This is a genomic window from Vibrio penaeicida (assembly GCF_019977755.1).
Lineage (GTDB): Bacteria > Pseudomonadota > Gammaproteobacteria > Enterobacterales > Vibrionaceae > Vibrio > Vibrio penaeicida.
On record NZ_AP025144.1, the window covers coordinates 878314 to 894564 of the forward strand.

Here is a 16251-nt window from a genome sequence, read left to right on the forward strand (position 1 = left end):
AATCTTCCCTACAACCCCATTTCTAAAGGAAAAATCATGTCTTCTTTATTTGATAAACCACATAACCGTAGAGGAACGGGCTCAGTAAAGTGGGATTTCAACCAACAGAAATTTGGCGATGTCAGTGAAAATGCCATACCAATGTGGGTTTCTGATTACGATTTTTCGATTCCTCCTCAGGTGTCTAATGCCTTACAGTCGCGGCTAGAACATGGTGTGTTTGGGTATACAGAGGTCACTAAAACGTATTTCGAATCCATTCAAACGTGGTATCAGGAGCAGCACCAGCTCGATCTTGATACTGATTGGGTTGTACCTGTCAATGGTGTTATGCCGGGCATTGCATTGGTTATCGAGCAATTGACCAATGAAGGCGATTCTATTGCGGTACAGTCACCCGGTTACGGTAAATTCAAAGAGGCCATCGCTCTATCTGGTAGAGAAGTCGAAGAAATTACCATGGTGGAAGAGTCTGGTTGTTATGAGATGGACTTCAATGCCATTGAAGCGGCTTTAGCCTCTGGGATAAAAGCTTTTATTTTGTGTAATCCGCACAACCCTATCGGGCGTATTTGGAGCCCTGAAGAAGTACAAGCGATTGCCCAATTGTGTCACCGTTACGATGTGTGGCTGATCAGTGACGAGATATGGTGTGATTTGGCGTTACCAGGGTACCAATGTTGGAGTGCGCTTAACTTAGAAGAGCGTTACTTACAAAAGCTTGTGGTAACAACGGCTGCAACTAAAACATTTGGATTAGCTTCCTTGAGGTTAGCCAATCTAATCATACCGAACCCCACGATGAGAGGGGCAATAGAAAAGCGAAAACAAGCTCTGTTTTTAGATTTGTTCGATGCGATGGCAATCGTTGCATCCCAAACGGCTTACACCACTTCGTTGAGTTGGTTAAATGACTTAAAGTTGTATGTTCAAGGGAATATGGAATTTTTGAATCACTTTCTTTCTCAACATATTCCTGCTCTCTCATTTCAAATGCCACAATGCGGCTATCTTGTTTGGGTCGACTGCAGAGCACTCAATTTGAGCGATGAAGCCCTTCGCCGATTATTTATTGATGTCGGAGTATTGCCTTCGGTGGGTACTGAGTTTGGTGCGGGTGGTAGTGGGTATGTTCGATTGAATTTAGGGTGTTCTCGCGACACGCTAAAACAGGCTTGTCAAAAGTTATTAGGGTCTGTTGACCTTTCGAGATGATTTTTGCAGCAATTTGTGGGTGATTTGTACAAGGCAGCGCTCATTCGGTGTAGTCGCTCTACATCAATGAGCGATAACGCAGTAGAAATAAGCCACAAATGCTGCCCGAAGGGTTCGACTAGGCGTCCCCGCTCTATGCCTTTTACTCTTTGTTGCAAGGTATTTGCTTAGAATGACTAGGCGTCATACCTTGCGCCGCGATTAAAAGGCATAGAACTCGAACAAAATTTAACCACGAAAGGTCAACAGACCCTAAAGCTAAATAGTTAAAACAGATCGCCCCAAAAAAATAGAAAAATAAAAGACCAGCATAATGCTGGTCTTTCCTAATCTATACAAATACTGCCATTCAGCTAAACAATTAGTTGTTGCTGTGAAGCTCGCTGTTCAATTCAACGGCGGTTTTGTTGGTTAGGCACTCAATTTGACCTGTTACCGAGTTACGACGGAACAATAGGTCCGATTTACCCGCTAAGTCACGTGCTTTCACAACTTCGACTTCTTTTCCGTCGGAATCCAGCATTCTTACTTTAGAACCTGCCGTTACATACAGACCAGATTCAACCGTACAACGATCGCCCAATGGGAAACCAAGACCTGCGTTTGCGCCAAGTAGAGAGTTCTCACCGATAGAAACGACCACTGTGCCACCACCAGAAAGTGTACCCATGATGGATGCACCACCACCGATGTCTGAGCCATTGCCCACAACAACGCCCGCAGAAATACGACCTTCAACCATGCTTACGCCAGCAGTACCGGCATTGAAGTTGATGAAACCTTCGTGCATCACTGTTGTACCTTCACCCACATGTGCGCCAAGACGAACGCGAGAAGTATCCGCAATACGAACGCCAGTCGGTACAACGTAATCCACCATTTTCGGGAATTTATCGACACAATCAACAGACAGGTTACGACCTGCTAGGCGCGCTTCGATTTGACGATCAGCAAGCTCAGGAAGATCGATTGGACCTTCGTTTGTCCATGCAATGTTGTGAAGCAAACCAAAGATACCATCAAGGACAGTTCCGTGAGGCAGTACTAGGCGGTTAGAGATAAGCTGAAGCTTCAAGAAACCTTCTGCAACAGAGGCAGGCTTCTCGTCAGTCGCTAAAACAACAAGAACCAGTGGCTGTGCCGACTCAGCGGCTTTTGCTGCAAAAGAAGCGTTAGCAGCGTCGCCGTTTGCTTCGAATGCTTTAGCCAATTCTGCACTTTGAGCCGCAGAGATTTCGATCGCTTGGTTGCCTTCTTGGTAACCAGCCACTTCCGCTACTGCTTTCACCAAAGCATCGCTTGGGTTTAGAACTGGGTTAGGGAAGAAAGCTTCAATGATTTTGCCATCGCGGTTCTTGGTAGCTGTACCAAATGCCAGAGAAAATGTTGCCATGAGTGAAATCTCCTTGGTTGAATTTCTTTTGTTTGCTTAGGAAAGGGAATGACCACCCAAGCAAGTCATCAATCTTGAATCTTGTTGACATGCATCCTACTCACCCCGCTTACGAGATGAAAGAGGGAAAAGCCGGATAGTCTGCCAAACGATATACGCTGTCTGATTGGAGATATAATATCTCTAAAAAGAAATAGCCAGCAATATAAGCTGGCTATTCTGATAAGTCGTTAGGGTGTTGTGCGGCTCTAAATTAGGCTGCGTCTTCTTCAGACTCGTTAGAGTCGTCTGCTTTATCTTCAACAACCTTAGGCTTTTTAGGCGTTGCAGCTTTACGCTTTTTAGCGCCAAGCGCATACAACACTTCATCTTTATTTTTCGCCAGATAAAGAGACAATTCTTCTTGCTTCCCTTCATCTTCAATAAGCTTGCTTTCTGAGATAAGACCGAAAAGCTCATCTGCCATATCTAACATTTTGTCATAAGCGTCGGCTTCAGCCTTAGAGGTAAAAGTCATCTTTTCTTCTCCGTTGCGCTCCACCACGTACTTGACGATTACAGCCATGGTTATCCTCTTTTGAACTTAGATTTAATCTACTGGTTGTTTATACAGATTGTTTGCCTGAGTGTCCAGTCTACACACGTATTGTGAGAGGTCGATAACCTACACTTGCCAGCGTGAACAAAACTCCAAAAACGTTTTTAGAAGTGGGCTTTGGTACTTTTCTTTATGTAGAAGTATCCAAAACTTACGTTGGAAATCTATTGGTAAATCTAAAACGACCACTCGTCCATCATCAATCGCATGCTGTGCTGATCGCCGTGATAAACACGCCAACCCCAAGTTTGCGGTTGTGCCGTTGATGATGGCCTCGGTTGTATTTAGTTGGAAAGATTCTTGCCAATACTCGATACGCGGGGCAATTCGTTGAGTGAAAAACTCTCGGCTCCCTGATCCCGATTCTCTCAGAAGCCAATCCGTGTACTCTAGATCCCGTACCCCTAAGTTTGTTTGTTTGGCGAGTTCATGTTTTGGGCTCGCAATGACGCACATTTCATCTAAACACCAAGGCTGGGTGATGAGCTGCGGGTGTTGTGTCTTTCCCTCTATTAATCCTACGTCTAACTCGTAGTCTGCCAACTTTTCGCAAATGAGGGCGGTATTGGCAATAAAAAGCGATTGATGATGGTGCTGGGTAACAGAACGAAAATTGCTGAGCATAAACGGAGCTACTTGATTACCAATGGTGTCACTGGCACCAATATTGAGTTCGCCATGTAAGGCTTGATCGCTTTGAAAGAGCTGATCGATGTCATTGGCTCTGTGTAACAGTTCGTCGGCGATGGGCAGCAGTCTTTTCCCTTCACGGTTCAATATTAACCGATTGTTCACGCGATCAAACAGGGCGTGCTTAACCTGCTTTTCCAGTTCACTCAACGACATACTGACCGCCGCCTTCGAGAGGTAAAGTTGATCCGCGGCGGCAGTGATAGTTTTTTCCTGTGTTATAGCAACAAAAACTCGGAGCTGTTTCAGCGAAATATTCATAACGTTCAACTTTACTTAACCTTGGTTTAAATATATTCAGATATAATTAAATGCTTGGCAAGTTTATTATGTTGCTATTGAGTTAATTAGAGATAAGCAGCCATGATCAAGAAAATGACCACCAGAAGTGCTCTGGCTCCTACTCCAATGGCAGGGTTAGCACTCGGCATTGCAAGTTTAGGGTGGAGTTGGGAAAACGCCGCCAATCTAAACGGAATGGGGCAACTGATAGGCGCTGGCATCGCGGGTATTCTTTTGCTTATCTTAACGGTTAAGTTCATGTCCCATCGGCATTTGCTTAAAGAAGACATGGCACACCCTGTCGTTGGCAGTGTTCTACCTACCTTTGCCATGGCTCTAATGGTGATTTCGCATAGTTTTGGTCAGTGGAATCAAGGGTTTGGTGATGCTGTTTGGATGGCAGCAGTTTTAATGCATGTATCGTTCTTGGTTAGCTTTATTTATCACCGCAGCATGAATTTCCAACTCAAACATATGGTGCCAAGTTGGTTTGTGCCACCTGTAGGGTTGATTGTTGCTGATGTTTCTTTCTCAGGAACGCCTGCGCTCGCTTATATTGCTGAAGGCGTACTTAATTTTGGTTTGGTCACTTACGCTATTTTGCTGCCAACCATGATATATCGTCTTGTTTTCTGTGAAAGTGTACCGGATGCAGCAAAACCCACTATCGCGATTCTTGCCGCTCCTGCGAGCCTCTCTTTGGCTGGCTATTTGACGGTAACTCAAGAGCCGTCTCCTGTATTGGTTGCGTTGTTGTTTGGTATCGCTATTTTGATGACCGTGGTTATTTATGCGGCTTTCTTCCACTTGCTTCGCCTGCCTTTTAGCCCTGCGTATGCTGCCTTTACCTTTCCAATGGTGATTGGTGCAACTGCATTATTTAAAATGGCGAATTGGTTAGAAAGCATCGCTGTTTCATCGCAATATGTAGAACAGGTTCGTTTTCTTGCGAACATAGAGCTAATCATAGCCAGTGGGGTCGTCGGCTACGTGTGTTGGTGTTATGTACGACACGTATTACCAACCGTGATGATCAGCGGAAAAGTAGCGAGCTAGTCAGTTATACCCAAGTAACCTCAAGATGCTTGTTTCAGCGTCTTCTCTACCAAAGAATAGGGAACTGGTTTTCAGGCAAGGCACCGAAATGAAGATCTCGTTCCTAAAGCGGGATCTTTATGATTTCTTTGGAAGTTAAAGTATCAGTAATAAGTGCAATTCCTATCTCATTCAAGTCAATAGAAAGCGCGACTCTTTCGTCCTCTTCAATTTCTTGCCAAGCGTTACGCATTCCTTCAGACCAGTTAATATCGTCAATAATCATTACTGTGCTTTTCGCAAGGTAGGGTAAAGCTGTATTGAAATATTCTAGAACGGCATCGTGATCATGGTGACCATCGTTAAAAAGGTAATCGATTGGTTGATGGGCGCTGAGCGTCTTATGAAGTGTCGAATGAAAAGGCCCCGTCACGATGGACGTGTTGTTTAGCTCCATGAAATCGAGGCTTTCTTGAGCCACTTTAGCGACCTCTGGAGAGCCTTCAAGTGTTAGCATCTTTCCTTTGTTGTTCATGTGAAGAGCTGAAGCTTGGTAAGAGGCTGATATTCCGACGCAGGATCCCAACTCGAGGCAGTTACTGGGTTGCAAGTAGCGGATCAGTTTAAAAAGAAACACACCCCAGAACGCCGGTTTGCTAGATCGACACACCGCTCTGATGGTTGAGTGGAATTCAACTCCCTGAGCCATTTCTTCATGAGTTCTTATTGAGCTTGGGCTGCCAGCACCATAATCCATGACTGAAATTTCGGCGTTCGAATTCAGTAACGTTGCGCGGCGCTGCTCAATTTTCTCGAACGTCATTCTTTCTTCTGGCGAGTTAGCACTATTGAGTACATCATACAGAGCTGCCCCAACCGCATTTACCGCGGGTGATTGGTGTTTCATCAAGCTTTCGATCTCGGGCTTCGCCCTTAAACCATTTACTTTGTGCACCGACGTTTTTAGCCAGCTCTTTACTGCCCTTGCAACAACATTTGGCATATATAACCTTTCTTACAACAACTCATCCAGCGACCTCGCTGCTATTACCCATGTGTGGAGCGTTATCAGCACAAGGGAGAAAATAGCGCACGAGGTATTTATTGAATGGAAGAAATACAACATATCCTCTATTGGTCCGATATTGTCTATCTAGACCGAAAGAGGCACCAACGTAAGTTCTTGCCTTAAGTTCAGCATGGTGGGTTCAGAAGTCAAACTGAGCTATGTTATAAAACTGCAAATTCTCAACCATCAGAATGCATCGTTATTATTACGATAATAATTGTGTAAATGGTCGCGAATGTGAGCCACTAACGATACTCATCAGGTTTAATGGCAAACCTTGTCATAATTTCGCATCAGCTCAAGAAAACGAAAATATCGATGTGGATATCTGGTGCTAAACTCTACAACTTCAGGTCATTTGCGCATATTTAACTAACCTACTGATTGACCGTCCTTTCACTCGTCTTTGAATGCATATTTCAGTTCAGCAGATTCGATGCTCTATGCTAATCTAAGCAGTAACCGTCCAACCATGTAGCCGGATGCCTTGTGTTTACTGTCTATCACTCGAATCAAATAGAGTTGCTGAAATCTCTACTTGTTGAACTCATCAAACTTTCCCCATTAGAAAACCCATTTGAAGCAGAACAAATACTGGTTCAAAGCCCTGGCATGTCTCAATGGCTAAAAATGGAATTAGCGAAAGAATTTGGTGTTGCTGCAAATATTGATTTTCCTCTTCCTGCGACATTTATTTGGGATAGATTTACGCAAGTCCTTCCCGATGTACCAACTCGCAGTGCTTTCAACAAAGAAGCCATGACTTGGAAGCTCATGGACATACTGCCATCGCAGTTATCTCAACCTGAATTTTCTCCTTTACTTCGCTACTTAGAAAACGACGAAGATCACTCCAAACTCTTTCAATTGTCAGAGAAAATAGCGGATATCTTTGATGGATACTTAGTGTACAGACCAGAATGGATCGCAGCATGGGAGGCGGGAGAAACGGTAAAGGAAATCGGTGAAGAACACCCTTGGCAGCCCATTCTTTGGCAAGCGCTTTACGATCGCACGGTAGTACTCGATCAATCGCCTTACCATCGGGCTAATTTATACGAACATTTCATCGATGCCTTAAGCCAAGCACCTTCGGGGCTTTCTGATTTGCCCAAGCGATTGTTTGTGTTTGGTATTTCTTCATTGCCGCCTCGCTACATGGATGCCTTAAAAGCACTGGGTGAGCACATTGATGTTCACCTTATGTTTACCAACCCTTGTCGTTATTACTGGGGAGAGGTTCGAGACAGAAAATACCTCACTAAGTTAGCGGCTCGTCATCGAAAACACATTGAGTGGAAACAAGATCATTCTGAAGAGCACGGCGTGACAGAGCAGCTAAAAGGCGAACTTGAAGATAACGTGATTGATGAGCTTCATACCGATGTTGTTGGAAACAGTTTGCTGGCGTCCATGGGGAAATTGGGGCGCGATAATATGTATCTGCTCTCCCAGTTAGAAGCCCATGAAGTGGAAGCCTTTGTAGAGGTGGATCGCGATAGCATATTGCACCAATTACAAGCGGATATTTTGAATTTAGAAGAGCACCAAAAAGATGAAGTGCTTGAAACCAGCCAACACAAACAGTTGGTTTCAGAAGGGGATACATCGCTTTCAGTTCACGCGTGTCATAGCCCAATGCGTGAAGTTGAAGTACTGCATGATCAGCTTTTAAGCATGTTTGACACAGACTCGGGCTTAAAACCTCGTGACGTTATCGTCATGGTAGCGGACATTAACGCTTACAGCCCCGCGATACAGTCTGTTTTTGGTAATGCACCTGGTGAGCGTTTTATCCCTTACTCCATTTCAGACAGAACGGCGCAAGAGGAGAGCCCTGTTCTATCTGCATTTATGCAGTTAATGCTGTTACCCGATAGCCGTTTCCAAGCTTCTGAGATACTCGAGCTTCTCGAAGTGCCTGCCATTATGGCTCGGTTTGGTCTGGATGAAGACCAGTTTGAGCGAGCAAAGATCTGGATTGAAGAAATTGGCGTACGCTGGGGCCTAGATGAACAAACCGCCGGGCAATTTGAGCTTCCAGAGCTAACGCAAAATACATGGCTTTTTGGTATTCAAAGAATGCTATTAGGCTACGCGATGCCAGAAAGTGCTGGGTTGTTTGAAGGGCAAAGAACCATTGCTTCTTACAATGAAGTACAAGGAATGGACGCTGAATTAGCGGGCAAATTGGCGCACTACGTCGATACGCTCAACCGAATCCAAAAGCAGTTGAACGCCACTCAAAGCGCGGCAGATTGGACTCGCATCATCAACGACATGCTGGATGCCTTTTTTAGTGTAGAGCTTGAAGGTGAAATGGCGCTTAAATCCATTCGAGACACCTTATCTCAGTTGCTTGAACAGGTTCATGATGCCGGATTTGAAGAAGACATTTCGCATACAGTATTGCAGCAATACTTGCAGAACAAACTGTCTGGAACACGTGTCAGTCAGCGCTTTTTAGCAGGGCAAGTGAATTTCTGTACACTGATGCCTATGCGTTCCATTCCATTTAAATTGGTGTGCTTGCTTGGCATGAATGATGGGGCTTACCCTCGCTCAATGCCGCCTGAAGGCTTCGATTTAATGAACAATCGCGCAAGGCCAGGCGATCGCTCTCGACGAGATGATGATAGATACTTATTTCTCGAAGCCTTGTTGTCGGCACAGCAATCCTTATACATCAGTTATGTCGGGCGATCCATTCAAGACAATACAGACAAAGTACCATCGGTTTTAGTATCGGAGTTGTTGGAGTACTGCCACCAAAACTATTGTTTGGAAGGGGACGAAATGTTGGGCGTGGATGCGTCTGGCGATAAGTTTCTGGCTGCCCTTTCTAATACTCACCCCATGGTGCCATTTAGCCCTCTTGCTTTTTCTGGCATCGACAAAAGCTACGCCAAAGAGTGGCTACCGAGCGTTAACCGTTTAGGCGCGCGCGCTGGCGCATTTGAGCAGCCTTTGGATGACTACTTAGCCGAGCTAAGTGCACCTTACCAACTTGATTTGGTGGAACTTCAACGTTTCTGGCGTTTACCCGTTCGGTATTTCTTTAACCGACGTCTCAAAGTGTTTTTTGAGCCACCTATGGCGACACTGGAAAATGATGAACCGTTTGTTTTGGGTGGTTTACAAAGTTATAAAATGCGCGACGAATTGGTGGATACGTTACTTCAATGCAGAGTAAACGGTGAAGCAGAGGAGCCTGTTTTAGCCCGTTACATGGAAAAACAGCGCGCCAAAGGGTTACTGCCTATTGGTGCTTTCGGTGAACTGGAATTTGCTGCCAACCGAGAACAGACCGATTCACTCGTGAATGTGCTTCATCCTTTGGCTGGAAAACCGCTTGACGACAGTGAAGTGAAAATCAGCCTAACAATAGACGGGAAACCGTGCCAATTAACGGGTTGGTTAACACATCGATACCAATCCGGGCTGCTTCGGTATCGTAGCGGAAAAATCCGCGCACAAGATTGGTTATCTGCATGGATTGATCACCTCTGTCTCGCTGCCATGGGAGGCGTGAGCCGTACCCACATCGTTGGTTACGACAAAAAAGAGGGGGCGGTGCATTGGGTCATTTCTCCTTTAGATAACTGCGATCAAGCCATCGCCATGTTACAAGAGCTGGTTCGCTTGTTTTATCAAGGCATGAATCAACCATTACCTTATTTCCCTAAGACAGCGCTAGCAGGCGTTCAAGCCTGTATTAACAAAGCAGGTGAATGGGTAGATGATGAAGAAACGGCACTTAAAAAGATGGGAGATGCTTTTAACGATGGCTATATGTTCCCCGGTGAAGGCTCAGATAACTACATCGAAAGAATCTGGTCTCACTGGAATGAAGAGCTCGGTAGAGAAGTAAGGCTAAACGCAAGTTTGGTTTTACAAGCCGCAGTTATGGCAACGCAAAACAGTGAAGAGATAGAGTAAGTTTCATTTGAAAGGGTGTAGGGTGGTCGCCAGCAAATCATTGTTATTTGTAGGACGTTCGCTGTGCGACCACAGGGTCAGAGGTGACCACAATTCTGTGGCAGGGATACTAACCACAGCAGGTAGCCTGAACCGTGAAGCAAGTCTCAACCTGATCTATTTTGATCTTTAAAGTTAATTATAAATTGCAAAATAAGTGTTTGATCACAAATTATTAGGCGGAATCGACGACATATGACTAGCCAATCTGATTCAAAACCTCAACAAGCGAGTGTTTTGTCACCAATGGATTTCCCCTTGCATGGTGCCCGTTTAATAGAGGCCTCTGCGGGAACTGGGAAAACGTTCACCATTGCGGGGCTGTATCTACGTCTACTTCTTGGTCATGGTGAGAGTGGCACTTCACATCCCTGCCAATTGACTGTTGATCAAATATTGGTTGTGACCTTTACAGAAGCAGCCACGGCAGAGCTGAGAGATCGTATCCGCGCAAAAATTCACGACGCACGTTTGGCGTTTTCTCGTGGTGGGGCTTCTTCAAACGATAAAAAAATAGATCCCGTTATCCAGCCCTTGTTAAGCGCCATTTCGGATCACAAAGAAGCCGCAAAAATATTGCTTCAGGCTGAACGCCAGATGGACGAAGCCGCTATCTATACCATTCACGGCTTTTGCCAGCGCATGTTGACTCAAAATGCCTTTGAATCGGGCAGCCGATTTAACCACGAATTTGTTACCGACGAAACTCAGCTCAAAGCTAAGGTCGTTGCGGATTATTGGCGTAGGCAGTTTTATCCTTTGTCGATGAACCTTGCCGCTGAGATCGGGAAGATCTGGGGGGCACCTTCAGCTCTGCTTAAGGATGTATCCCGACACTTAACGGGTGCAGACATTGAACTGACGGTCGCACCTCTTTCAACAAATATTGCGGATCTGCATCAACAGAATTTAAGTAAAATCGATGAACTCAAAGCGCAATGGCGAGCGGCGCAAGACGATCTACAAGACCTGATATCAAGCTCAGATGTAAACAAGCGCAGCTACACCAAAAAATCGCTGCCTACTTGGCTAGAACAAGTCGCTATTTGGGCAGCAAGCCCAACAGTGGATTACGTTTTTCCCGATAAGCTGGAAAAATTCAGCCAGACGATGCTGAACGAAAAGACCCCCAAAGGCGAACCACCCACTCACCCAGTTTTTGATTTGATAGACGAGTTCATTTCGCAGTCCGTTTCGTTGCGTGACCCCATTTTGGCGCACGCGATCGCAGAGTGCCGTGTTCTATTGGCGAAAGCCAAGCAGAGAAAGAATTGGTTATCGTTCGATGATTTGCTGACGCAACTTTCTGCCGCCTTAGATGCCGATGAAGATGATTTGTTGGCAGAGCGTATTCGCACTCTTTACCCGGTGGCTATGATCGATGAATTCCAAGATACGGACCCGCTCCAGTACCAGATATTCAGCCAAATTTACGTAGGTCAGCCTCAAACAGGCTTATTTATGATCGGCGATCCTAAACAGGCGATCTATGGGTTCCGTGGCGCAGATATTTTTACCTACATTAAAGCCCGTAATGAAGTGCAAGATCACTACACGCTTGGTACCAACTGGCGCTCCAGTGCCGATATGGTTATGGCAGTAAACCGAATTTTCGACTTCAGTGATGCCCCTTTTATTTATGATGAAGACATTCCGTTCAGACCCGTTAATTTCAGCCCGAAAGCCGATTCCAGCCATTGGTTTTTGGATGGCGTTAAACAGCCAGCTCTAAGGTTTTGGCTGCATGAAGAAGAAGACGGTAAGCCCGTAACGAAAGGGGATTACCTTTCTGTCATGGCGTCAGCCACAGCCAGCCAAATTCAAACGGTGTTAACTGCATCAGACAAGCAACAAGCTTGGTTTGAAAATGGGGGAGAACGCAACAACGTGCAAGCTGGTGATATTGCGGTCTTGGTTCGAACCGGTACGGAAGGGCGAAAAATTAAGGAAGCACTCGCCGAGCAAGGCATTGCGAGTGTGTATTTATCTAACCGAGACAGTGTGTTCGACAGTGTCGTCGCGCACGATGTGCAACGCCTGCTCCAAGCCGTCCTAACGCCGGAGCAAGACAAAACGCTTCGCGCTTGTTTGGCATCGTCTTTGTTCGCTTTGAACGCTCGTGAATTGGATGCCCTAAATAATGAAGAAACACTGTGGGAAAACACGGTGAATGAATTTCGGGAGTACCGGAAACTTTGGCAGCAACGAGGCGTAATGCCAATGATTCGTTCCGTTATGTCAAAGCGAACGATGGCAGAGCGCTTACTGGAAGAAGATAACGGAGAGCGCACCATTACCGATTTGCTGCACATTGGCGAGTTATTGCAGCAAGCCAGTTTGTCGCTGGAAAGCGATCACGGTTTGCTGCGTTGGCTATCTGAAACCATCAGCGATATTCAGTCCGGCTTAACGGGGGGCAGCGACGAGCAAATCCAACGTTTGGAGTCTGAGCGTAATCTGGTTCAAATTGTCACCATCCATAAATCCAAAGGCTTGGAATACGATTTGGTCTTTCTTCCTTTTGTTAGCAGTTACCGCGAAGCCAGTGAAGGCAAGTATTACGACGCAAAGAAAGACAAAACCGTATTAGACATTACTAAGAACAGTGAAGCCCTAGAACTGGCCGACAAAGAGAGATTAGCGGAAGATTTGCGTTTGATTTATGTGGCGCTTACTCGCGCGGTTTATGGCTGCTTTATTGGTATGACTCCGATACGAAAAGGGCGAGCCACGAAAGGACCTTCAGGGCTTCATTTAAGTGCCATTGGGTATTTGGTGCAAAACGGCGAGCCAAAATCGCCAGAAGAGTTAGCGGGGTGCCTCGTTCAAGTGACCAACAATCATGATTTCATGACCATTGATACGCCACCTGAGCAGCAAGGACAGCCATATACCCCCGTAAAAGAAGCGGCAGAAGTCCTTACGGCAAGCGAGTTACAGCAAGATATCGATCGCTCATGGAGAATCAGTAGTTACTCGGGGTTAGTCAAGCAATCAGGGCACGGTGCACATGATGCGTCTTTTGAAGTGGCGGGGTTTGATATTGACTCATTTTCTGAAGAGGAAGAACACCTAATAGAAGCGCCCGCGCGTTCTATATTTACTTTTCCAAGAGGCGCGAGACCGGGAACGTTTCTTCACACTTTATTTGAAGAGGTGATTTTCAACGAACCTGCGCACAGTGAAGCCAACAGTGCAACCATTACCCATTTGATGGAAGTAGAACAGCTCGAACCAGAATGGCAGCCCATATTGGAATTACTGGTAGATACGGTGCTTAACACGCCTTTGGATGGGGAAGGGCTCCAACTTTCGAACAAAATGCCAAATCAGCTATTGGTGGAGATGGAATTCTTATTGCCTATCGATGTACTCCTCGCCCCAACGTTTAACCAATTGGCTCACCAACATGATCCGCTTTCTAAGCAGGCTGGCGATCTAGGTTTTCACCGCTTAAAAGGTATGTTGAAGGGCTTTATCGATCTCGTGTTTGAGCACAACGGAAAGTACTATGTCCTTGACTGGAAATCGAACCACTTAGGCGATTCCGTCGCCGACTACCATGGTGAGAATTTGGCGCGTGCGATGGCGGATCATCGATACGATTTACAATATCAAATTTACGCGTTGGCACTGCACCGCTTCCTAAAAAGTCGACTGGCACAATATGACTATGAACAGCACTTCGGTGGTGTGTATTATCTTTTCTTACGAGGTGTGGATGGGCAATCGAATAACGGGATCTTTTCAGCGAAACCTTCCCAAGCCTTTTTGGAACAGTTCGATAAGCTCATTGATGGAGAAGCATTAGATGTCTGATTCTCAGCCAGTAAACTCCGACATGCCTACAACAGATTTACTCAATGTCATGCAGCAACTTGCTGTTCAAGGAGCAGTTCGACAGCTGGATTACCAATTCGCTCGATTTATTGCCTCTCAACAGCCCGATTCGAATTTTTCCGTGCCTTTTATTGCAGGTTTAGCCAGCTCTGAATTGGGAAAAGGGCATATTTGTGTGCCCATGGACAGAGTAGATATTGCAGCTTGCCTTGGTCTTTATGGCGAGCAAGCACAATTACTACAAGAAAAACTCACGGGTATTGATTGGAAAAAAGAGTTGGAGAGCTCTCCTGTCGTCGGGCGAAACGGTGAAGCCAAACCTTTAATTCTGGATGGTGCGAAATTGTATCTGCACCGCTATTGGCATTACGAGGTGGTGCTCAGTCAGACGCTGCGCGATTTGATGTCGCCCATTGTTTTAGAGCCTGCTCAAGCGACTCGCCTAAAAACAACGCTAGATCATTTGTTTGCTCGCAGCTACCAATACTTGTTCTCAACAATAGTGTATTCAGAACAAAGCCATCAGGTCATGCGACAGCAGTGGGTATGCGATCACCTAGATATCGTCGCGCCGGAAACATTGGACTGGAACGCGATTGACAACGTTTTGGTGAGTGCGAAGAAAGTGACGGACTTAAGCAGTCTGGATGCCTTAGTACCACAATCTGCCTGCTTAAATTGGCAAAAAGTAGCTGCTGCTGTCGCGCTTACCAGACGCTTTGCTGTGATTTCTGGTGGACCAGGAACAGGAAAAACCACAACGGTCGCTAAATTGTTGGCAGCATTGGTTCAGCAGGGAAGTGACTTAGGTGAGGTGCCTGACATTAAGCTGGTTGCGCCAACAGGTAAAGCCGCAGCTCGTTTAACCGAGTCCATTGGTAAAGCAGTAGAAGGTCTGCCAATAGAACCGAGCATTCGCGACCAAATCCCAACCGATTCGAGCACGATTCACCGTTTACTCGGTGCTATTCCTGGGCGAGCAGAGTTCCGACATCATAAAGACAACCCATTGCATCTCGACATTTTGGTTGTCGATGAAGCTTCAATGGTTGACCTGTCTATGATGTATAAGCTGGTGGACGCGATGCCACCGAACGCTAGGCTAATTTTACTTGGCGATAAAGATCAGCTTGCTTCTGTGGAGGCCGGTGCCGTGCTAGGCGATATCTGTGATTTTAGTGATCAGTTCATGAGCCCAGCGCAAAGCCAACAAATCGCTACGTTAACTGGTTACGATGCAGTGAGCCGCCAACATTCTACGTCAGCCCCACCCATCGTGGATTGCTTGTGTATGTTGCAAAAAAGCTATCGTTTTGATGCCCGTTCTGGCATAGGGCAGTTAGCCAAAGCGATCAACTCTGGCCATCCCATTCGTGTTGAAAAAGTTTGGGAGCAAGGGTTTGGAGATATTGCCCATCATGACTTGGATAAAGACACTTATCAGCAGATGCTGAAAATGGTTACGGCAGGTTATGCCTCTTATTTGCAAGAAGCCAACCGCAAAGTTTCATTGGATGAACTGCCCAATGCGAAAGCAAAGCAGGTATTAAAACTGTTTTCAGAATGCCGGCTATTATGTGCTATTCGTGAAGGTGATTTTGGGCTTGTCGGCTTGAATCATCGAATAGAGCAGAGCCTTAGAAAACAGAATAAGTTGCCTACCACCGATGATGTTTGGTACCCAGGCAGACCGGTCATGGTCACGCGCAATGATCATGCACTTGGGCTTTACAATGGTGATATTGGAATTTGTATGCTGGATGAGTCTGAAGAAGTGCCAAGACTTAGGGTGTACTTTGAATTACCCGATGGCACAGTGAAAGGTGTGCTTCCAAGTCGAGTTCCTGAGCACGAAACGGCGTATGCCATGACCATTCATAAATCTCAAGGGAGTGAGTTTGAACATACGATTATGGTATTGCCGCCAAGCTTTAGCCCTATTTTAACGCGAGAGTTGATCTACACCGGTATTACGCGAGCTAAGAAGAAGCTGGATCTGTTTGGTGAGCGAAATGTGATGAATCGAGGGGTAAAAGTGAAAACATTACGTGCAAGTGGGTTAGCTGGGCGATTGGATAAGTAAGGGCGCTAGATACAGTTTGAAAGTGTGATTGAATTTTTGGCTCCACCGTCCTTGGTGGACCATCAAAT

9 protein-coding genes are annotated in these 16251 nt (G+C 45.8%); 5 read left to right on the forward strand and 4 right to left on the reverse strand.

Annotation, left to right across the window (positions count from 1 at the left end; translation table 11 throughout):
• Window positions 1-36 precede the first annotated feature (36 nt).
• Window positions 37-1215, forward strand: coding sequence for a MalY/PatB family protein (locus tag LDO37_RS04195; protein WP_126607902.1), 1179 nt, complete (start codon window positions 37-39; stop codon window positions 1213-1215).
• 361 nt (window positions 1216-1576) lie between these two features.
• Here the strand turns inward: LDO37_RS04195 and dapD are convergent, their stop codons facing one another.
• From dapD to LDO37_RS04210, 3 genes are all read right to left on the reverse strand, one after another.
• Window positions 1577-2608, reverse strand: coding sequence for a 2,3,4,5-tetrahydropyridine-2,6-dicarboxylate N-succinyltransferase (gene dapD / locus LDO37_RS04200; protein WP_126607901.1), 1032 nt, complete (start codon window positions 2606-2608; stop codon window positions 1577-1579).
• 253 nt (window positions 2609-2861) lie between these two features.
• Window positions 2862-3173: a YebG family protein gene (locus tag LDO37_RS04205; RefSeq protein WP_126607900.1), complete on the reverse strand. Its 312-nt coding sequence runs from the start codon at window positions 3171-3173 to the stop codon at window positions 2862-2864.
• Window positions 3174-3272: 99 nt separating this feature from the next.
• On the reverse strand, window positions 3273-4157 hold the full coding sequence (locus tag LDO37_RS04210; protein WP_126607899.1) for a LysR substrate-binding domain-containing protein: 885 nt from the start codon (window positions 4155-4157) through the stop codon (window positions 3273-3275).
• Between the two features lie 102 nt (window positions 4158-4259).
• On the opposite strand from LDO37_RS04210, the gene LDO37_RS04215 reads away from it, so the two are divergent.
• Complete coding sequence (locus LDO37_RS04215) at window positions 4260-5234, forward strand: TDT family transporter (RefSeq protein ID WP_126607898.1); 975 nt, start codon at window positions 4260-4262, stop codon at window positions 5232-5234.
• A gap of 103 nt (window positions 5235-5337) precedes the next feature.
• Here LDO37_RS04215 and LDO37_RS04220 read toward each other — a convergent pair whose 3' ends face one another.
• Window positions 5338-6216, reverse strand: coding sequence for an O-methyltransferase (locus tag LDO37_RS04220; protein WP_126607897.1), 879 nt, complete (start codon window positions 6214-6216; stop codon window positions 5338-5340).
• A 555-nt stretch (window positions 6217-6771) separates the two neighbouring features.
• Between LDO37_RS04220 and recC the strand changes: the two genes are divergently transcribed.
• The 3 genes from recC (at window position 6772) to recD (ending at window position 16183) form a co-directional block, all read left to right on the forward strand.
• Window positions 6772-10221, forward strand: a complete 3450-nt coding sequence (recC, locus tag LDO37_RS04225; protein WP_126607896.1) for an exodeoxyribonuclease V subunit gamma — start codon at window positions 6772-6774, stop codon at window positions 10219-10221.
• Window positions 10222-10455: 234 nt separating this feature from the next.
• Window positions 10456-14079 (forward strand): exodeoxyribonuclease V subunit beta, encoded by a 3624-nt coding sequence (gene recB / locus LDO37_RS04230; protein ID WP_126607895.1) that lies wholly within the window; start codon window positions 10456-10458, stop codon window positions 14077-14079.
• Window positions 14072-16183, forward strand: a complete 2112-nt coding sequence (gene recD, locus LDO37_RS04235) for an exodeoxyribonuclease V subunit alpha (RefSeq protein ID WP_185829807.1) — start codon at window positions 14072-14074, stop codon at window positions 16181-16183. Before recB ends, recD begins: the two co-directional genes overlap by 8 nt.
• Window positions 16184-16251 lie beyond the last annotated feature (68 nt).

Excerpts from the sequence above, each read along its gene's own strand:
- LDO37_RS04220 (WP_126607897.1), bottom strand. The coding sequence starts at position 6,216 with ATGCCAAATGTTGTTGCAAGGGCAGTAAAGAGCTGGCTAAAAACGTCG.
- LDO37_RS04215 (WP_126607898.1), top strand. The coding sequence starts at position 4,260 with ATGATCAAGAAAATGACCACCAGAAGTGCTCTGGCTCCTACTCCAATG.
- LDO37_RS04210 (WP_126607899.1), bottom strand. The coding sequence starts at position 4,157 with ATGAATATTTCGCTGAAACAGCTCCGAGTTTTTGTTGCTATAACACAG.
- dapD (WP_126607901.1), bottom strand. The coding sequence starts at position 2,608 with ATGGCAACATTTTCTCTGGCATTTGGTACAGCTACCAAGAACCGCGAT.
- LDO37_RS04205 (WP_126607900.1), bottom strand. The coding sequence starts at position 3,173 with ATGGCTGTAATCGTCAAGTACGTGGTGGAGCGCAACGGAGAAGAAAAG.
- recB (WP_126607895.1), top strand. The coding sequence starts at position 10,456 with ATGACTAGCCAATCTGATTCAAAACCTCAACAAGCGAGTGTTTTGTCA.
- recD (WP_185829807.1), top strand. The coding sequence starts at position 14,072 with ATGTCTGATTCTCAGCCAGTAAACTCCGACATGCCTACAACAGATTTA.
- LDO37_RS04195 (WP_126607902.1), top strand. The coding sequence starts at position 37 with ATGTCTTCTTTATTTGATAAACCACATAACCGTAGAGGAACGGGCTCA.